The following is a 17,539-nucleotide window of genomic DNA, read 5'->3' on the forward strand; positions in this document are numbered from 1 at the left end:
GCGCAAGCCCATGAAACGTACATTTCAGCCCAGCCGCCTGAAGCGCGCCCGCCGCCACGGCTTCCGCTCCCGCATGGCCACCAAGAATGGCCGCAAGGTGCTGGCTCGCCGCCGCGCCAAGGGCCGCAAGACGCTTTCTGCCTGAGCGCTCCGGCGCGCCTGATGGGGGTATCCCCATGGCACGGACAGATGAACAGGTCACTGAGGTCGTACGGCTTGCCGTGCGGCCTCAGTTTCTTTTTGTGCGCGGCGGATTGTCCGAGCGCCGCAAGAGCCTGGTGATCCAGGCCCGGATGCGCGGCGATCCGAGCAGCCATATCGGGGAAGGGTTCACTGCCACCAAGAAGACCGGAAACGCCGTTATCCGCAACAGGGCACGGCGCCGTCTCAAGGCCGCCGCACGCGAGTTGCTGCCCCGGCTGGGCGTGCCCGGAGCCGATTACGTCTTCATCGCCCGGATGGACACCGCTGGCATTGGCTGGCAGCGCTTGCTTGACGATATGGAAAGCGCGCTGATAAGCCTCGCCGCAACCTTGAAACAGGGGTCGGGCACGGCCTGACCCCCTTTTATTATGTAAAGACCGCGGAACTCGACATGAATCAGGGGATGGACCCGCAGGACCAGCGCAACTTCATCATCGCCATGGTGCTGATGATTGCCTTCGTGTTTGGCTATCAGGCGCTGGTCGTCCAGCCCCAGCAGGAAAAGCGCCAGGCCGCCCAGGAGCTGGCCGAACAGCAACAGGAAAGCGCCGGGGTCGATACGAGTGCAAGCGTTGAAAGCGGGCAGCCGTCCATCGAGATCGCGCCATCCGTCGAGGAAGCCCTGCAGGCCAACCAACGCCTGACCATCGATGGCGAGCGGGTCGATGGATCGATCCGCCTGACGGGCGGCATTCTTGATGATCTGCGGCTGAAGGACCACTACACCACGGTGGAGAAGGTCAATGAGCTGCGTCTCCTGCGCCCGACAAATGCCGAGTATGGCTATTATGCCGGCTGGTACTGGTTCGACGGCAGCCAGCCTGTCGCCGGCCCGTCTGCGCGGTGGCAGGTCGAGGGCAATGACACCCTCACCACCGGCTCGCCGGTGACCATGACCTACACCTCGGACGGCATTGCCATCGAGCGTACGATCAGCGTCGATGAGAACTACATGTTCACCTTCGCCGACCGCATCACCAATACAGGAAGCGAAGCGCGGACCCTCTCGCCGCTTGGCTCGATCCGGCGCCATGGCGAATGGAAAGGCTTCCTGGAAGCCACCGATCCCGGCTCCTCGCGCACATCCGGCATGGCGCTTCAGGGCCTGCTCGGCGTGTTCGACAGCGAGCTGACCTGGCGCAACTACAAGAACCTCGACAAGGGCAAGGGGCTGAAGAAGGCTGACGATCAGGGTATCCGCCGCGCCTCTGAAGGCGGCTGGCTCGGCTTTACCGACAAATACTGGCTCACCAGCCTTATTCCCGAACAGCAATATGAATTTGCCGGCCGCTACGAACGCCTGTCGCGCGCAAACGGGCCGATCCTGCAGATTACGGCAACCAGTGCAGGACGCGTCATTCAGCCGGGCGAGACCATCACCTCCAAGAACCGCATTTTCTCTGGCGCCAAGGAATATGCCGTCCTGCGCGACTATGAGGATGCCGGCATCCCGCGTTTCGAGGATGCGATCGACTGGGGCAACATTCTCTACTACGTCACCAAGCCGCTCTTCTCGCTACTTTACTGGCTTGAGCACAATCTCGGCACCTTTGGCTGGGCCATCCTGGCGCTGACGGTCCTCGTGCGCCTGCCGCTCGTGCCGCTCTACAACCAGTCCTACAAGTCGATGGCGAAGATGAAGAAGCTCGCCGAGCCGATGAAGGAAATCCAGGAGCGCTTTGCCGCCGATCCGCAGCGCCGCCAGCAGGAGATCATGAAGCTCTACCAGCGGGAAAAGGCCAACCCGATTGCCGGCTGTATCCCGATCCTGCTGACCATCCCGGTCTTCTTCGCGCTCTACAAGGTGCTCTACGTCACCATCGAGATGCGCCACTCGTCCTTTGCCTTCATCAGCGACCTCTCGGCGCCGGATCCGACGGCCATTGGCAATCTGTTCGGCCTCTTGCCCTGGGCGGCGGCTGACGTGAAGTCGATCCCGATCATCGGCCTGGTGATCGGCATTGGTATCCTGCCGATCCTCTACGGCGTGACGATGTCGGCCATCCAGGCGCTGTCGCCGCCGCCGACCGATGCGACGCAGAAGATGATCATGCGCTTCCTGCCGCTGATCTTCATGTTCGTCTTCGCCGGCTTCGCCGCGGGCCTCGTCATGTACTGGGTCTGGTCGAACACGCTGTCGCTGATCCAGCAATACTTCATCATGCGGCGTAATGGCGTTGAGACCGAGCTCGACAAGCTGATTGCCCGCCTGCTGGGCCGGCAGAAGGAAGAGGCGTGAGCGAGACGCCCGAGTTTGATGAAGACACACTGGAAGCGGCGCGTATCCTGTGCGCCGGGCCGTGTGATTTTGTCCTCGGCGCCGCGTCCCTGACCCAGCTGCCGGCGGCCGACCGGCCGGAGATCGCCTTTGCCGGGCGCTCCAATGTCGGCAAGTCCAGCCTCATCAATGCGCTGCTCAACCGCAAGAATCTGGCGCGCGCTTCCTCAGAGCCGGGCCGCACGCGCGAGCTCAATTATTTCGACCTCGGTGAAGGGCGCCTGTGGCTGGTTGACCTGCCGGGCTTTGGCTATGCCAAGGTCTCGCGCAGCCAGGCGCAGGAGTGGCAGCGCCTGACCCTTCGCTACCTGCAGGGCCGGGTGAACCTTCGCCGTGTCTTCCTGCTGGTCGACAGCCGGCGTGGGCTGATGGACACAGACCTTGAGGTCATGGACATGCTCGATACGGCCGCGGTGACCTATCAGGTCGTCATGACCAAGGCCGACAAGATCAAGAAGACCGAAGCCGAGGCGACCCGCGCCAAGATCGAGAAGGCGCTGGCCAAACGCGCCGCCGCCCATCCGGTCATCCGGCTGACCTCAGCCGAGAAGGGATGGGGCCTGCCGGAATTGCGGGCCGAAATCCTCGGCCTTTCCGCCTAGCGGTCCTCGCGGTCGCCGAGCAGCTCCTGGCGTGATCCCCTATAGGCCGGGCGGTCGTCCCGAGAGCGGTTCTGCCGGGCGGCCGATTGTGAGCGGTCGCGCGGCGGGCGCGCCTGCGGCGGGGCCTTGGGCGCTGGATTCTCGGCCCGCGGGCCATGGCCCCGGTCGCCCCTCTGGCCGCGATCACCCCTGTGTCCGCGATCGCCCCGGTCCCTGTCGCCACGGTGCCCGCGATCACCCCTGTCGCCATGATGGTCGCGCTGGTCGCGATTGCCATGATGGCCTTGATGACCTCCGCGCTGGTCCCGGTTGTGGTGGCCGTCCTTGCCGTCATGGCCGCCGCGATAATGTCCGTGATGACCGCTGTTTCGCGGATAGGACGGGTAGTAGTAATAGGTCTCGCCGTAATAATAGCCGGGGGTGTAATAGTACCCGTCGCCATAATAGCCATCATCGTAATAGCCGTCGCCATAATACGGGTCGTAATAGTCATAGGCGACGCAGCCCGTCGCCAGCAGCCCCATGGACATTACGCCCAGGGCAAGCGCCGGACGGGTCCATCTGCGTGTGTGTCGTTCGCTCATCATGGGCCTTTCGGATCTGTCCTGTTTGTCCGAAGGTTAAGACAAGCCACCTGACTGGCGCATGAATGCGCGTTCAGCCGGGCATCGGGCCCGCTGGCCTCGCTGACGACTGCGGACGCTCGGAACACCGAGGCCGCTGAGGACGCTCCTTATGTCAGATACAAGGAGCAAGACCATGACGAAAACTGACAACACACCCATCCGGGCCGTGCTCAAGCTGGATTGCCCGTTCTCCCTGAAATTCAGGATTTTCGTGACCGAAGCCGGGATCGCAGACCAGTTTGTCTTCGACGTCTTCGAAGAGGGCACACGGGCCTATGACGAAGCCAAAGCCACCCTGGAGAAGTGCGCGCCGGAGGCGACCTTCCCGGCCGTCGAGACCTCGCCCGGCACCTATATGGCCGACAGTGACACCCTGATCGACCACTATGCCAAAGCCTTCAGCGTGGACCGCAAGGCTCTTCCGCTGCTGGCGTATTATGAAGCGGGTGTCTTCAAGGCGATGACGCAGATGTTTCAGGAAAATCGCGAGATGAAGCAGAAGCTGGAGGCGGCCTAGAGCGCCTCGACATCCAGTCCGGCCAGTTCGGCGACCTTGTAGATGGTGCGCATGTTGCGACCGGTCATCGGGACGCCGAGCAGCCGGTCCAGCTTCTCGACCAGTTTCGAGCGCCCAATGCCATCAGGGGCAAGGAGGTAGAAGGCCTCATCGGTCAGCTCGAAGGCTTCGTTATGCGCCTTGATCTCCTGAAGGTCATCAAGGCGTGCTTCTTCCGCCGGCTCGGCCAGCAGGAAGAAATGAACCGACTTCGGTTCTTCCAGGCCTTCATCCTTATACGGATTAAGTGTGATGATGCGCACAAGGTCCTGTGGGGCATAGACCTGGCTGCGCGGGGTGATGTCGAAGTTTTCGCGCAGCAGGTCGGTCAGGTCTGCAGAGACATCCCAGTAATTGTCGTGCTCGGAATCAAAGACGATGTTCCCGCTCTGGATATAGGTCGCGACATTAGTGTAGCCGGCTTCTTCGAGAGCGGCGGCAAGCGCCTTCATCGGAAGCCGCTTGCCGGAGCCGACATTCACACCGCGAAGGAAGGTGATCCAGCGGTTCAAACGCAGCGCTCTGGGTAGGAGGTCCGGATCAACCTAGTCGCCATCATAGATGATGATCTCATCGGGCTGTCGCGGGCCATCATAGGCACGATTGCGTTCCCAGCAGCCACAGTCGCTGCCCCAGGTGAAGGCCTCGCCCCGCCCGTTCACGCGCAGCGAGGATGAGGCATAGGAGCCATCATCGGTATTGCCGTACATGTCGGCATAACCGTCGCCATTACTGTCGCAGGTGTAGAAGCTTCCGGTATTGCGGCACTGGTTGTAACCAACCCAGTCGCCATAGGAATAGTTCGCCGGCCAGCCGCCATAGCTACCGAACGTATTGGGGGACCAGTAGCGCCCGCCATAGGCCGGCTGCGCGCCATAGCCATACTGGCTGGAGGTGTAGGCGGCGTCCGCCATGCCTGCGCTCAGCCCGGCCGATATCGCCTCAAGTTCAGCTGTCGTACAGCCGCCAAGGGCGCCCAGCGCCACTGCGCCAACTGCCCATCCAACATGTTTCCGCATGATCTGCATTCCCCGACTTTTGCCCGTTTTCCTCATAATCGCAAGAGACTAGCGGGCCGGCGATGAGCGCATCATGAACAGAATGCTCGATTTGCGGTGCACGCGCTGTGCCCGGCAGGACACACAGCCAGACCGTCACAGCACTGTCGTCCATCCGTCGTCTGATTGTCGCACGATCCGCCTATGAGCGCCGCAAACAAGATAGCGGAGCCTCCCAATGAAACCTGTTCTCCTTGCATCCACCTCCCTGATATTGATCGGTGCACTGACAATGCCCGCCGCCGCCCAGGACGGCAGCACCGATGGCGAGTTACGCCAGACCACGGTTACGGTCACCGTGCAGAAACGCGCCGAGAATCTGCGCGATGTGCCGGTGGCCGTGTCGGCGATCGACGAGACGCTGATGGACGATCTCGGCCTCGATGAGTTCAGCGAACTCGCCCGCTATGTTCCGGGCTTCGAAGTGCAGGAGCAGAGCCCGAACAATCCAGGCTTCGTGATCCGTGGCATCACCTCCGACAGCGGCGAGGCGAATATCGAGCCGCGCATCGCGATCTTCCAGGACGGTGTGTCCCTGTCGCGGTCACGCGGGTCGATCGTCGAACTGTTCGATCTTGAGCGCGTCGAGGTGGCCAAGGGCCCGCAGCCAACCCTGTTCGGCCGCGGCGCGCTGATCGGCGGGGTGAACGTCATCCAGGCCAAACCGGAATTCGAGTTCTCTGGCCAGGCAACGGCCGGGGTCGGCAATTATGACGAGCGCTATCTCGACGGCCACGTCACGGGCCCTCTGCTGGGCGACAAGGTCGCCTTCCGCCTCGCCGGCCGCCTGCGTGAGCGCGACGGCTATGTCGAGAGCCTCAACCCGGCCGAGGAAGACTTCAACAGCCAGGACATGAAGGCGGTGCGCGCATCGCTCGCCTTTGAGCCGTCGGCTGATCTGCGCTTCGACCTCATCGCCAACTACCAGGAAGACACCCCGTCAGGCACGAGCTTCAAGTCGAAGGCCTTCGATCCGCTGCCGGGCCGGTCCTCCGACCCATGGGAGCCGGCCAATCTGAATACGTTCGGTGACTTTCTTGGCGGCAAGAAGCTCGGCCTGGATCGGGAAGTGAGAAGCGTCACCCTGCTCGGCAACTGGCAGATCTCGGACGCCCTGTCGCTGTCCTCGATCACCGGCTGGCGCGACTTTGACAGCCTGGAAGTGTTCGACCCGGACGGATTCGGCCTCGACCTCCTGATCTTCGCGGAAGATGCCAAGGGCGAACAGCTGAGCCAGGAACTGCGCCTAAACTATGACAATGGCGGGCGCGTGCGCGGCTTTGTCGGCGCGAGCTATTTCGACGAGGAAGGCGAGCAGGGCGTGCCGCTGACCTTTGATGAGCGGTCTGTCCAGGCCCTGCTCGGCGGCCTGATCCCGGCTCCCGACGCGCCGCCGGCCAGCGCTTTCCCGGCCATCAACCTGACGGCCTTCCTGACCGACGGCACCATCATCCCGCTGAAGCCGATCCACAATGAGAAGTTCACCAATTACGGTGACACCCAGGCGGCGGAAGTCTTTGCCGACGGTACGGTCGATGTCACCGATCGCCTGCAGCTGACCGCCGGTCTTCGTTACACGACAGAAGACAAGACCAGCGGCCTCAATGTCCAGCTGCTGAACGGCCCGAGCGCGGTGACCGGCGCCGGCCTGTTCGTGCAGCCGACCAATGGCACCATCTCCCGCAGCGAGACCTTTGACGACCTGACCTGGCGGGCCGCGGCGAAGTATGAGCTGACCGATACCGTCAATCTCTTCGCCAACTATGCGCGCGGGCGCCGCCCGGAAGTCATCACCGCCTCGGCCTCGGCGCCAGCGGCTGGCTTCGCGGTGCTCGATGCCGAGATCGTCGATGCCTACGAGGCCGGCCTCAAGGGTGCCTTCCTCGGCGGGGACCTGAACCTGGATGCGTCTGTCTTCTACTATGACTACACCAACTTCCAGTCGACGCGGATCACCGATGAAGGCCTGATCGAGCCGATCAATGCCGGCGACGCGACGGCCGAAGGCTTCGAGGCGCAGGCCAACTGGTTCGTCAATGACATGCTGAACCTCGTCGCCTCCTACGGCTACAACAAGGCCCGCTTCGAGACCGGCTCGTTCGACGGCAACAAGCTGCGGCTGTCACCCGACCACAAGGCGGCGGTGTCGGCCCGGATCATCCTGGCGGACGGCGGCTTTGGCGAACTCGTCCTCGTGCCGAGCTATACCTGGCAGTCGGATGTCTATTTCGACAACACCGAGCGCGAAGCCATCAGCCAGGACGCCTATGGCCTGATGAACCTCAACGTCCAGCTCAACCTGGAAAACGGTTTCGGCATCGAAGCCTATGCGACGAACCTGCTGGGCGAGGATTACATCATCGATGCGGGCAATACTGGCGATGGCTTCGGCATCCCCACCTTCATTGCCGGCCAGCCGATCTTCTACGGCGCGCGCATCCGCAAGTCCTTTTAGGCCGGCGGCCCTTTGACCCGGAATGCCCCGGCCCGCAGAGGCCGGGGCGAATCCCGTCTTGACGCAGATTGCAGCTGTACGACACTTGTCTCATGAGCGTCGTCATTGACCTTGCAAACCTCGATGCGGAGGATTTCAGGAGCCTGATCCAGGCCCACAAGGCGCTCATGCTTGAGACAACGCCGCCGGAAAGTTCGCATGCCCTGCTGATCGACGGGCTCAAGGCGCCCGGTATCACCGTCTGGGATATGCGCGAGAATGGCATGCTGATCGGCTGCGGGGCGCTGAAGCGACTCTCGGATGGCCGCTCGGGCGAGATCAAGGCGATGCACACGGTCGCCCAGTTCCGAAAAGGGGGCCTTGGCCGGCGCATGCTGAACCACCTGCTCGCGGAGGCGCGCTCACGCTATTACGCCCGCGTCTACCTTGAGACCGGCAGCCAGGATGCCTTCTATCCTGCGCGCAAGCTTTATGAGTCGGCAGGCTTTGCCTATTGCGGGCCATTCGAAGGCTATCGCGACGATCCCAATTCAGTGTTCATGGTATACACTTTCGCCTAGGCAGGGCGGGGCGCAGAGCGCGAGACTCGCTAACCATAACTTTATTCAATAACTCATTCCCATGAAATCGATTTGTTCGATGGAAACCTCGGTGCTATCCCGGCATCAGTCCTAAATCCGACATGAAAGGGAGCGACCATGGCTGACGATATGAAGTGTCCGTTTACCGGCGGAGGTGACCGGCACTGGGTATTCCGGGGCACCCAGAACGAGGACTGGTGGCCGAGCCAGCTCAATCTGAAAATCCTCCATCAGAACCCGCCTGCAGCGGATCCGATGGACCCCGATTTCGATTATGCCGAGGCGTTCAAGAAGCTCGACCTCAAGGCGCTCAAGAAGGACCTGACGGACCTGATGACCGACAGCCAGGAGTGGTGGCCGGCTGACTATGGCCACTATGGCGGTCTCTTCATCCGCATGACCTGGCACGCGGCCGGTACCTACCGGATCGGCGATGGCCGCGGCGGTGCCGGTACCGGCATGCAGCGCTTCGCGCCGCTCAACTCCTGGCCGGACAATGGCAACCTCGACAAGGCCCGCCGCCTGCTCTGGCCGATCAAGCAGAAATACGGCAATTCGATTTCCTGGGCTGACCTGCTCGTGCTCGCCGGCAATGTCGCCATCGAGTCGATGGGCGGCAAGACGTTCGGCTTTGCCGGTGGCCGCGCCGACGTCTGGGAACCGGAAGAGGACACCTACTGGGGCTCCGAAAGCGAGTGGCTCGCCATCTCCGACAATCCGGAAAGCCGCTATGGCGGTCGCCGCGACCTCGACAAGGGCGGCGCCGACGCTGTCGCGCTGGAGAACCCGCTCGCCGCGGTCCAGATGGGCCTCATCTACGTCAACCCGGAAGGCCCGGACGGCAATCCCGATCCGAAAGCCTCTGGCCAGGACATCCGTGAGACCTTCGCCCGCATGGCGATGAACGACTATGAAACCGTCGCCCTGACCGCTGGTGGCCACACCTTCGGCAAGATGCACGGCGCTGGCGATGCTTCCCTGGTCGGCCCGGAGCCGGAAGGCGCACCGATCGAGGCGCAGGGCTTCGGCTGGATGTCGACATACAAGTCGGGCAAGGGCGCTGACACGATCACCTCCGGCCTCGAAGGTGCGTGGACGCCGAACCCGATCAAGTGGGACTATTCCTACTTCGACGTGCTGTTCAAGTATGAGTGGGAGCTGACCAAGAGCCCGGCCGGCGCAAATGTCTGGACGCCGAAGAACCTCAAGGAAGAGGACATGGCCCCGGATGCGGCGGACCCGAACAAGAAGGTCCCGATCTTCATGTCGACCGCCGACATGGCGATGCGCGAGGACCCGGAATACCGCAAGATCTCCAAGCACTTCCAGGAAAACCCGGAAGAGTTCCAGGAGGCTTTCGCCAAGGCCTGGTTCAAGCTGCTCCACCGCGACATGGGTCCGAAGACCCGCTATCTCGGCCCTGAAGTGCCGGAAGAAGACCTGATCTGGCAGGACCCGGTGCCGCCGGTCGACCACAAGCTGGTCGATGACAGCGACATCGCCGCCCTCAAGGACAAGGTGCTTGCCTCCGGCCTGTCCGTCTCTGACCTCGTCAAGACGGCCTGGGCCTCGGCCTCGACCTTCCGTGGTTCCGACAAGCGCGGCGGCGCCAATGGTGCCCGTATCCGCCTTGAGCCGATGAAGAACTGGACGGTCAACGAGCCGGGCGAGCTGTCGCGCGTCCTCTCGACGCTGGAAGGCATCCAGAAGGACTTCAACAGCTCCGCCTCGGGCGGCAAGAAGATCTCGCTGGCCGACCTGATCGTGCTCGCTGGTTCGGCGGGTGTCGAGAAGGCCGCCAAGGATGCCGGCCACGCAGTCACGGTGCCGTTCACGCCGGGTCGCACCGATGCGTCCGACGAGATGACCGATGCCGAGAGCTTCGGCCCGCTGGAGCCGCATGCTGACGCGTTCCGCAACTATATGCGCGACGGCATCAAGGTCCCGACGGAAGAGCTGATGGTCGACCGTGCCCAGCTGCTGACCCTGTCGGCACCGGAAATGACGGTGCTGGTCGGCGGCATGCGGGTGCTCGGTGCCAACTACAAGGGCAGCAAGCACGGCGTCTTCACCAACCGTGTCGGCCAGCTGACGAATGACTGGTTCGTCAACCTGCTCGACATGGGCACCGAGTGGAAGCCGATGGCCAATGCCGAGCAGCTCTATGAAGGCCATGACCGCAAGACCGGCGACCTGAAATGGACCGCCAGCCGGGTTGACCTTGTCTTCGGTTCCAACTCGCAGCTGCGGGCGCTGGCCGAGGTCTATGCCCAGTCCGACAATGGCGCGAAGTTCGTGAAGGACTTTGTGAAGGCCTGGACGAAGGTCATGGAAGCGGATCGCTTCGACCTTCACAAATAAGCGGGCAAGCCCGAAACCATGACAGGAAGCGGCGCTCTCCGGGGCGCCGCTTTTTTCTGTCCGCCAGCACAACCGCGCGCGGCGCCGGGTCAGGGGCGGCGCGGTCAGTAAGAGGGGTTGTCAGGCGAGGGGCGTTCAGGACGGGCGGAGGAGCCGGTCTTCGGAGTGTCGACACCTCCAGGCTTTTCCGGCGGATCACGGCGTAGGGATTACGGAAGGCGCGCTTGAATACCGCGCCTGCGGCCGTAAACTCGGGCGATGGGGGAGATCACGTCACTCTTTGCGCACAAGGTTGCCCGGCAGGTCAGTCCGGGCGTTGAGACGGGCGACGCGCTGAAATCCCTCGGCCTGCAGCCGGATGAACCGGTCGACTCCTCACAGATGGTCGCGTCGCATGCCTATTACGATTTCTTCGCAGACCTCGCGCGAAGGGACCCGGACGGCCTGACCCTGCCGCTTCGCGTCGGGGCGTCGATGCGGTGCGATGATTATGGCGCGTTCGGCTTTGCGTGGAAGACGGCGACGACGCTGGCCGGCTCCTATGAGCGGGCCGAGCAATTCGGACGCAGGCTCACCACTGTCTCCTCCTATACGGTGGAACATGTGCAGGACGGCGCCTTCCTTCACCTCCATCGCGCCGGTGACCGTCATCTCGGCCTCAGGCTGTCGAATGAGGCGACCATCGCCAGTGTCGCGGCCATCAGCCATGAAGTGTCGGAAACCCCGTTCGTGCCGCGTGCGGTGTATTTCAGGCATGACGCCCCCGGACGGACCGACGCTCACGAATCCCATTTCGGCTGCGCGGTTCATTTCGGCGCCGACCGCGACGCGCTGCTCGTTTCAGCCGAACGCCTCAAGGCGAAGAACCGGCTGAGCGACAAGGGCCTGTCGGCCTATTTCGACCGCCGCCTGAAGGAGGAGCTGGCCGGCAAGGCCCGCGAGGAGGCCCTCGATGAGCAGGTGCGTCAGGTCGTGGCGCAGCAGCTGAGTGACGGCGTGCCCACGCTGTCGGGCGTCGCCGAGGCCCTCGGCATGGGCGCGCGCACGCTGCAGCGGCGGCTGGCCGATGAAGGGCAGTCTTTCCAGTCCGCGGTCGATGCGGCACGCCGCGAACTCTCCCGCCAGCTGCTGCGCGAGACCGATTACAGCCTGGCCGAAATCGCCTTCCTGACGGGCTTTGCCGAACAGAGCGGCTTCACGCGCGCCTTCAAGCGCTGGTCCGGCCAGACGCCGAGATCCTACCGCCTCACCGCCCAATAGTCCGCCAGAGGCGTCATTTGTCGTGATCTGACAAAACTCCGTCGCGCTGTGGCAAGAACGCGGCGCTGTGCCTGCCCTATTCATTGGCTCGCTTATTCAAAGAAAGGAGCGACCCAATGAATTTCCTCAACAGAAAGAAACCCCTTACCCTCGTGCTGGGCGGGACGGGCAAGACCGGCCGCCGCGTCGCCGAGCGCCTGAAAGCCATGGGCCGCGACGTCCGTATCGGCTCACGCTCGCGTGTCCCGTCCTTTGACTGGGACAATGAGAAAAGCTGGGAGGCGAGCCTCAAGGGTGTCACGGCGGTCTACATCACCTACGCACCCGACCTTGCCATGCCGGGCGCGAAGGATGCGATCCAGGCCTTTGTCGACCTGGCGAAGCGGCGCGGCGTCAAGCGGCTGGTCCTCCTGTCCGGCCGCGGCGAAGAGGAAGCCCAGGCCTGCGAGCGAATCGTGATCGCGGCCGGCCTCGAATGGACGATCGTGCGGGCAAGCTGGTTCAACCAGAATTTCTCCGAAGGCGCCTTTGTCGACATGGTCCTCAGCGGCGTGATCACCCTGCCGGCTGGTGATCAGGCCGAGCCCTTTGTCGACGTTGACGACATCGCCGATGTCGCCGCCGCCGCGCTCACCGAAGACCACCACCATGGCCAGGTCTATGAAGTAACCGGGCCGCGCCTGATGACGCTCGCCGATGTGGCCGCCGACCTCTCGCGGGCCACAGGCCGCGAGATCACCTATGTGGACGTGCCACACGATGGATTCGTCGCCGAGGTCGCCGCCTCCGGCGCACCGAAGGATGTCGTCTGGATGCTGGATTATCTGTTTTCCACCGTGCTCGATGGGCGCAACGCCCACCTGACCGATGGCATCCAGCGCGCACTCGGCCGCCCGCCAAAGGACTTCGCCGACTATGCCCGCGATGTCGCGGCAACCGGCGTTTGGAGGACAGCAGCATGAGCCGCGTTCTGACGCGCCTAGCCCTGGCCGGGTCCGGGACGATCCTCGGCCTGATCGGCAGCGCGCTCCTGGCGTCGCCGCGGGCGTTCCTCGAGACGAGCGGCATATTGGTCGACCATGACCCCGGCCTGATGTCGGAACTGTCGGCGCCCGCCGGCATCTTGCTCGTCACCGGCGCACTGATGATCCTCGGCGCGGTCAGGCTGCGTTTCGCCAATGCAGGGCTTGCCGCTGGCGTGATCGCGTACGGCACATATGGCGCCGGCCGTCTTGTCAGCATGGCGCTGCACGGCGTGCCGTCGCAGTCCCTGATCGTGGCAATGCTGGTCGAACTCGGCATTGCAGCCGTGCTGGCCGTCCTGTGGATGAATACCGCATCCCGGCAGCAGCCGGCCGGAGGCCGCTACCACAACATCGCCGTCTAGCCCGCCACTGTCCGGGAGCGGGCTGCCCGCTCCCGGACCACGCTTCACCTTTCTCAAACCGAACCAAGGACCCAGGCTCATGACCTATGAATGGACGCTTTATCTCTGCCTATTCCTCGCCCTGTGGAGCGCTGTGATCGGCGGCGTGTTCTCTGCCTTTTCCGAATTCATCATGGCCGCGCTTCTCAGGGCCGAACCGGCCGGCGGCATCGAGTCGATGCAGCAGATCAACAAGACCGTGATCAGAACCCAGTTCGTCGCCGGCATCCTGTTGATCGCGCCGGCTTCCATACTGTTCGCGCTGTACAGCCTGACCGTCTTCGAAGGCGCCGCCCTCGCCGCGTTGATCGCTGCGCCGCTGGTCTATGTGCCGAGCGTGTTCCTGATGACGATCATTGGCAATGTGCCCATGAACAACCGGCTCGACCGGCTCGACCACACCTCGCCGGATGCGCAGGCCTACTGGGCACGCTATGGCCGCGACTGGACGCGGCTGAACCACGTCCGCACGCTCGGCAGTGTCGCGACGGCGGTGGTTTACATGGCTTCGGCTGTCTTGCTGCTCACGAGTGGTCAGGTGTGACGCTGATGAGCGGGATGGGTATTTGTCGCCTGCCTCGTCTCACCTCGCAAACTTTAGCGGCGAGGTTTCGTATCCCAGCTCTTGTGCCCGGTTCACGATCTTTTCGATTACCGCCTCGTCCGGCTGTTTTTCCCGCGCCAGTATCCAGAGGTACCTACCATCGGGTGAGCCGACGAGCGCGGCGGAGTAGTCGGCTTCGAGGTGGAGGATCCAGTAGTCTCCCCAGGCGAAGGGGACCCATTCGGGGGCGAATTTTACCTTCAGTTTTGAGTTGTTCGAGCCGTCTACGGCTTTCGCGACACCTTCGGCGACATCGCGCTTGCCGGTCTTTTCCTTGGTGCAGGCATTGGTTACCGAGATGCGGCCGTCATCGCGTAGGGCATAGTCGGCGGTGGTATCGGTGCAGCCTTCCTCGAAGCTGTTGGGGTAGCGGGCGATTTCGTGCCAGAGGCCGGCATAGCGCTCAAGGTCGACACTTTCGACGGTGGGCGGCGGGGCGCTTTCTTCGCGATAGTCAGGCTGGCTGAGACTGGCGCAGCCGGCGGCGAAGGGGATGAGCGAGGCGAGGGCGACGGCGCGGAGAGCGAGTTTCATGCGGGCGGCTCCTGTTTACTGGAAGGTGCGGGAGAGAAACGCACCAAAGGTAAATTGGTCGCGTGAGCCGCGCAGGTCGACCAGCGGGGCGTCGCCGGCATCACCTGCGAGCTGGTCATAGCCAGCAATCATGACGAGCGACCAGCGATTGTCCCGGTCGAGCGGGACGAAGGCGCTGGCGCTGAGCCCATAGGAGTAGAGCCCGCCATCGGCCTCATATTGCGGCAGGCCGGAGCGGGCCGACTGGAGCGGCGTCACGCCGAAATAGGCGGAGGTGTAGTCGCTGTCTGCAAGCCGGATATTCGGACCGGCGGACCAGAAGACGGGAGGGCCAAAGCCAGTAAGCCGTCCGCCATATGAGGCGCCGAGGTCTGCGACGAGGCCTTCATGGCCACCAATGCCCTGTCGGACTTCGCCAGAGAGGGTGATGTCGCCCACCGTCCATTCGGCAAAGCCGCCCGCCTCAATCGTGGTGTCGATATCGCCGAGGCCGCGCAGGTCATCGGTCTCGCCACCTGTGACGGAGAAGGTCTGGTCGCCATCCTCATCGCGCGAGAAGCGGATCTTCGCGATCGGGCCGGCGGAAAAAGTCTCCGAGTTGAACAACCGGTAACCGACGCCTTCCTGGACTGACGCGAAGAAGCGCTCGCCATAACGGAACTGGAGATTGGGGAGAACTTTCAGGTCATAGTCATCGTCGCCCTCATAGGTGGGCGAGGTGAGGACGCCCGCGCCGACGCTGACTTGCCAGCCTTTGAGTGGCTCTCGTTCCTGGGCCTGGGAAGGGAAGGCGAGGGCGACGCTGCCCAAAAGAAGGGCGGCGGTCGTCAGGGCATATTTCATGGGAGGGTCCGTCTGCTGCGAGATGTTGGACTGTCTACGGCAGGAGGGGCCTCGCGGATCAGGCTAGTCTGCCGTTGGCCAGCCGCCGGGCGGCGGCAGGGCGCTGGCGACCTCTCGGTAGGGGGTCCATTGTCCCTTGTGCTTCTTTAGGATCAGGAGATAGGTGTTCGGGATCTCGACCCGCTCGCTCGCGCCTTCGGGCAGGTATGACTGCACGGTGGTGCCGTATTCGTAGGCCCAGTCCTCATTGATGATGACGAGCTCCTTCGGCGTGATGTCGAGCTGGTAGCCAGGCGGGAAGGGCGCGTTGCCGGCTGCCGCGAGCATCTCCAGATGCGCCGGGCCACCGGGCACGGTCTGCTGGAAGTCCGGATGGCTGAGCGCGCCGAGGGCGGCAAAATCCTGCGCCGCCATCGCGGCCATAAAGTCGGCGCGCAGCTGGTCGATCTCCGCAGCTTCGGCTTCGCCGTCAAAGGCCGGGCCGGCGGGCGCCGTCGTGCAGGCGGCGGCAAGGCCGAGCCCTGAAGCAAGCATCGCCCCCCGAATGATGGTCCTGTTGGTCATGGCGCCCTCTCTCATCTCTCTCGCGCAGGCCGTCAGCATGCGGCGCGCCGCAGTGGCAGGCAAGAGCGGTCCGGGCCGATGACGCTGGCTTTGCCCGCAAATTGTTCACCCCGCGGTGTCCGCCGGTTTGACACTGCGGCGTCAATGCCTAGGTTCAGGGCATCCATGAACTGCATGACATACAGCGCTCCAACCGTCCGGCTGGGTGCATGACACAGGCGCGAGCTGGCCATTCCAGCGCCATGCAGCCCGACTATTCGCAAACCGATTATTTTAAAGACCCCTGGAGGTCAAATGACTGATTACAATCCCGACAAAGGCTATATCGCGCTCCTTGGCTGGAGCATCAACGCCATCGACGCGATGAAGAAATTCGACCGGCGCTACATCGTCGTCGCGCCGAGCTGGGCGAAGGAATATGCCGAGAAGAACGACATTCCCTTCATGTCCTGGAATTTCGAGCGCCTGAACGAGAACTCCTTCGAGATCGCGCAGATGCTGAAGGATGAGGGCGTCGATGTCGCCGTCCCGCTCTATGAGGAGACGGTGGAATGGGCCGGCGCGGTCAATGCCGTCCTGCTCGACAATCCGCGCCTGCTCGGCCAGTCCATGCTGTTTCGCGACAAGTCGCTGATGAAGCGCCGCGCGCAGCTTGGCGGCATCCGGGTCGGCATTTTCGAGGAAGCGCATGACCGCGACGACGTCGCCCGCTTCCTGCGCCGCGTAAACCAGACCCTTCTGAAGCAGGAAGGCGACGATAATGATCCGATCCACATCAAGGCGTTCGACCTGGCCGGCTGCATGGGTCACCGGGTCGTGCGCACGGTTGAGGATGTCGATGAAATCCCCGACAGCGACTTTCCCGTCCTCATGGAAAGCCACCTCGATGGCTGGGAGTTCGCCGCCGAGGCGTGGATCCACGATGGCAAGGTGCGCTTCCTCAACATCTCCGAATATGTGCGCCTCGGCTATTCGGTCTTCGTGCCGGCCAGCCCCGAGCTGGAAGCCATGCGCGACAAGGTGAAGGCCGAGATCGAGAAACTGATCAAGACGTTCGACATCAAGTTCGGCTTCATCCACCCGGAATATTTCATCGGGCCGGACGATGTCATGTATTTCGGCGAGGTCGCCTACCGCCCGCCGGGCTTCAAGGTGTTCGAGCTGCTTGAGCGCGTCTATGGTTTCAATGCCTATCAGGCGATGGTCATGATGTTCGATCCGAAGACTACCGAGGAGGAGATCGAGAATTTCCTGCCGACGCCGGTCGAGGATGCGAATGGCTATGCCGGCTGTTTCGGCGTCTATCCGCGCAACCGGGTCGTTTCGCGGCTGGAAATCCCGAAGGAGACCGAGGACCATGCCTATTTCGACTGGCACGAGCTGGGCGAGCCGATGGAGACCAAAGTGTCCAAGCGCTCCGCCTTCGGAACCCATTGGGGTCTCGTCTACTTCCATGGTGAGGACGCCACCGAGATGCGCGACCTGCTGAAACGCCAGGAAGAGGTCGACTTCTATGTGTAGGCGCTCACGGCCTGTAGTCAGGCCGATGTGCCTTCGCTAGCCTCCCTGCATGGATTCGAAGGGCCA

General features: G+C 63.1%; 19 protein-coding genes. 13 read left to right on the forward strand and 6 right to left on the reverse strand.

The window, feature by feature from the left end:
- Nucleotides 1-10 precede the first annotated feature (10 nt).
- Genes rpmH through yihA form a run of 4 tightly spaced genes read left to right on the forward strand, consistent with a single transcriptional unit; the run spans nt 11 to nt 3,084 of the window.
- The gene (gene rpmH, locus D1227_RS09420) at nt 11-145 is read left to right on the forward strand and encodes a 50S ribosomal protein L34 (protein ID WP_119377649.1); all 135 of its coding nucleotides are present in this window, start codon (nt 11-13) and stop codon (nt 143-145) included.
- Between the two features lie 31 nt (nt 146-176).
- A complete protein-coding gene (gene rnpA, locus D1227_RS09425) occupies nt 177-560 on the forward strand; it encodes a ribonuclease P protein component (RefSeq protein WP_119377648.1) in 384 nt (127 codons plus the stop codon).
- 35 nt (nt 561-595) lie between these two features.
- A complete protein-coding gene (gene yidC / locus D1227_RS09430) occupies nt 596-2,443 on the forward strand; it encodes a membrane protein insertase YidC (protein WP_233350011.1) in 1,848 nt (615 codons plus the stop codon).
- Nucleotides 2,440-3,084, forward strand: a complete 645-nt coding sequence (yihA, locus tag D1227_RS09435; RefSeq protein ID WP_119377646.1) for a ribosome biogenesis GTP-binding protein YihA/YsxC — start codon at nt 2,440-2,442, stop codon at nt 3,082-3,084. Before yidC ends, yihA begins: the two co-directional genes overlap by 4 nt.
- Here the strand turns inward: yihA and D1227_RS09440 are convergent.
- Nucleotides 3,081-3,668: a hypothetical protein gene (locus D1227_RS09440; RefSeq protein ID WP_147372894.1), complete on the reverse strand. Its 588-nt coding sequence runs from the start codon at nt 3,666-3,668 to the stop codon at nt 3,081-3,083. The two genes, yihA and D1227_RS09440, sit on opposite strands and share 4 nt — an antisense overlap.
- A 175-nt stretch (nt 3,669-3,843) precedes the next feature.
- On the opposite strand from D1227_RS09440, the gene D1227_RS09445 reads away from it, so the two are divergent.
- Complete coding sequence (locus D1227_RS09445) at nt 3,844-4,227, forward strand: glutathione S-transferase N-terminal domain-containing protein (RefSeq protein ID WP_158586616.1); 384 nt, start codon at nt 3,844-3,846, stop codon at nt 4,225-4,227.
- Here D1227_RS09445 and D1227_RS09450 read toward each other — a convergent pair.
- A complete protein-coding gene (locus tag D1227_RS09450) occupies nt 4,224-4,778 on the reverse strand; it encodes a DUF1697 domain-containing protein (RefSeq protein WP_158586617.1) in 555 nt (184 codons plus the stop codon). The genes D1227_RS09445 and D1227_RS09450 overlap by 4 nt on opposite strands.
- A 33-nt stretch (nt 4,779-4,811) precedes the next feature.
- A complete protein-coding gene (locus tag D1227_RS09455; protein WP_147372892.1) occupies nt 4,812-5,285 on the reverse strand; it encodes a hypothetical protein in 474 nt (157 codons plus the stop codon).
- Nucleotides 5,286-5,502: 217 nt separating this feature from the next.
- Here D1227_RS09455 and D1227_RS09460 point away from each other — a divergent pair, with 217 nt between their 5' ends.
- The 7 genes from D1227_RS09460 (at nt 5,503) to D1227_RS09495 (ending at nt 13,951) form a co-directional block, all read left to right on the forward strand.
- Nucleotides 5,503-7,779, forward strand: a complete 2,277-nt coding sequence (locus tag D1227_RS09460) for a TonB-dependent receptor (protein WP_119404574.1) — start codon at nt 5,503-5,505, stop codon at nt 7,777-7,779.
- Nucleotides 7,780-7,871: 92 nt separating this feature from the next.
- Nucleotides 7,872-8,339 (forward strand): GNAT family N-acetyltransferase, encoded by a 468-nt coding sequence (locus D1227_RS09470; RefSeq protein WP_119377639.1) that lies wholly within the window; start codon nt 7,872-7,874, stop codon nt 8,337-8,339.
- A gap of 138 nt (nt 8,340-8,477) precedes the next feature.
- Nucleotides 8,478-10,721 carry a catalase/peroxidase HPI gene (gene katG, locus D1227_RS09475; RefSeq protein ID WP_119377638.1) on the forward strand — a complete coding sequence of 748 codons (2,244 nt, stop codon included), beginning with the start codon at nt 8,478-8,480 and terminating at the stop codon, nt 10,719-10,721.
- A gap of 258 nt (nt 10,722-10,979) precedes the next feature.
- Nucleotides 10,980-11,981 carry an AraC family transcriptional regulator gene (locus tag D1227_RS09480; RefSeq protein ID WP_119377637.1) on the forward strand — a complete coding sequence of 334 codons (1,002 nt, stop codon included), beginning with the start codon at nt 10,980-10,982 and terminating at the stop codon, nt 11,979-11,981.
- A gap of 116 nt (nt 11,982-12,097) precedes the next feature.
- Nucleotides 12,098-12,943, forward strand: a complete 846-nt coding sequence (locus D1227_RS09485; protein WP_119377636.1) for an NAD(P)H-binding protein — start codon at nt 12,098-12,100, stop codon at nt 12,941-12,943.
- Complete coding sequence (locus D1227_RS09490; RefSeq protein WP_119377635.1) at nt 12,940-13,368, forward strand: DUF4345 domain-containing protein; 429 nt, start codon at nt 12,940-12,942, stop codon at nt 13,366-13,368. The genes D1227_RS09485 and D1227_RS09490 overlap by 4 nt, the downstream gene beginning before the upstream one ends.
- 79 nt (nt 13,369-13,447) lie before the next feature.
- On the forward strand, nt 13,448-13,951 hold the full coding sequence (locus tag D1227_RS09495; RefSeq protein ID WP_119377634.1) for an anthrone oxygenase family protein: 504 nt from the start codon (nt 13,448-13,450) through the stop codon (nt 13,949-13,951).
- Between the two features lie 39 nt (nt 13,952-13,990).
- On the opposite strand, the gene D1227_RS09500 is transcribed toward D1227_RS09495, so the two are convergent.
- From D1227_RS09500 to D1227_RS09510, 3 genes are all read right to left on the reverse strand, one after another.
- Nucleotides 13,991-14,545, reverse strand: coding sequence for a lipocalin family protein (locus D1227_RS09500; RefSeq protein ID WP_119377633.1), 555 nt, complete (start codon nt 14,543-14,545; stop codon nt 13,991-13,993).
- A 15-nt stretch (nt 14,546-14,560) separates the two neighbouring features.
- Nucleotides 14,561-15,388 (reverse strand): MipA/OmpV family protein, encoded by an 828-nt coding sequence (locus D1227_RS09505; protein ID WP_119377632.1) that lies wholly within the window; start codon nt 15,386-15,388, stop codon nt 14,561-14,563.
- A 63-nt stretch (nt 15,389-15,451) separates the two neighbouring features.
- Nucleotides 15,452-15,952 (reverse strand): DUF4440 domain-containing protein, encoded by a 501-nt coding sequence (locus D1227_RS09510; RefSeq protein WP_158586619.1) that lies wholly within the window; start codon nt 15,950-15,952, stop codon nt 15,452-15,454.
- Between the two features lie 294 nt (nt 15,953-16,246).
- Between D1227_RS09510 and D1227_RS09515 the strand changes: the two genes are divergently transcribed.
- Complete coding sequence (locus tag D1227_RS09515; protein ID WP_119377630.1) at nt 16,247-17,473, forward strand: ATP-grasp domain-containing protein; 1,227 nt, start codon at nt 16,247-16,249, stop codon at nt 17,471-17,473.
- Nucleotides 17,474-17,539: the final 66 nt, after the last annotated feature.

Origin of the sequence: Henriciella mobilis, from assembly GCF_003576315.1 — a bacterium.
GTDB lineage: Bacteria > Pseudomonadota > Alphaproteobacteria > Caulobacterales > Hyphomonadaceae > Henriciella > Henriciella mobilis.

Coding starts and splice junctions, on each gene's coding strand:
- rnpA (WP_119377648.1), top strand. CDS start 177: ATGGCACGGACAGATGAACAGGTCACTGAGGTCGTACGGCTTGCCGTG.
- katG (WP_119377638.1), top strand. CDS start 8,478: ATGGCTGACGATATGAAGTGTCCGTTTACCGGCGGAGGTGACCGGCAC.
- yidC (WP_233350011.1), top strand. CDS start 596: ATGAATCAGGGGATGGACCCGCAGGACCAGCGCAACTTCATCATCGCC.
- D1227_RS09470 (WP_119377639.1), top strand. CDS start 7,872: ATGAGCGTCGTCATTGACCTTGCAAACCTCGATGCGGAGGATTTCAGG.
- rpmH (WP_119377649.1), top strand. CDS start 11: ATGAAACGTACATTTCAGCCCAGCCGCCTGAAGCGCGCCCGCCGCCAC.
- D1227_RS09500 (WP_119377633.1), bottom strand. CDS start 14,545: ATGAAACTCGCTCTCCGCGCCGTCGCCCTCGCCTCGCTCATCCCCTTC.
- D1227_RS09505 (WP_119377632.1), bottom strand. CDS start 15,388: ATGAAATATGCCCTGACGACCGCCGCCCTTCTTTTGGGCAGCGTCGCC.
- D1227_RS09495 (WP_119377634.1), top strand. CDS start 13,448: ATGACCTATGAATGGACGCTTTATCTCTGCCTATTCCTCGCCCTGTGG.
- D1227_RS09455 (WP_147372892.1), bottom strand. CDS start 5,285: ATGCGGAAACATGTTGGATGGGCAGTTGGCGCAGTGGCGCTGGGCGCC.
- D1227_RS09480 (WP_119377637.1), top strand. CDS start 10,980: ATGGGGGAGATCACGTCACTCTTTGCGCACAAGGTTGCCCGGCAGGTC.
- D1227_RS09440 (WP_147372894.1), bottom strand. CDS start 3,668: ATGAGCGAACGACACACACGCAGATGGACCCGTCCGGCGCTTGCCCTG.
- D1227_RS09485 (WP_119377636.1), top strand. CDS start 12,098: ATGAATTTCCTCAACAGAAAGAAACCCCTTACCCTCGTGCTGGGCGGG.
- D1227_RS09460 (WP_119404574.1), top strand. CDS start 5,503: ATGAAACCTGTTCTCCTTGCATCCACCTCCCTGATATTGATCGGTGCA.
- D1227_RS09445 (WP_158586616.1), top strand. CDS start 3,844: ATGACGAAAACTGACAACACACCCATCCGGGCCGTGCTCAAGCTGGAT.
- D1227_RS09515 (WP_119377630.1), top strand. CDS start 16,247: ATGACTGATTACAATCCCGACAAAGGCTATATCGCGCTCCTTGGCTGG.
- D1227_RS09510 (WP_158586619.1), bottom strand. CDS start 15,952: ATGACCAACAGGACCATCATTCGGGGGGCGATGCTTGCTTCAGGGCTC.
- D1227_RS09490 (WP_119377635.1), top strand. CDS start 12,940: ATGAGCCGCGTTCTGACGCGCCTAGCCCTGGCCGGGTCCGGGACGATC.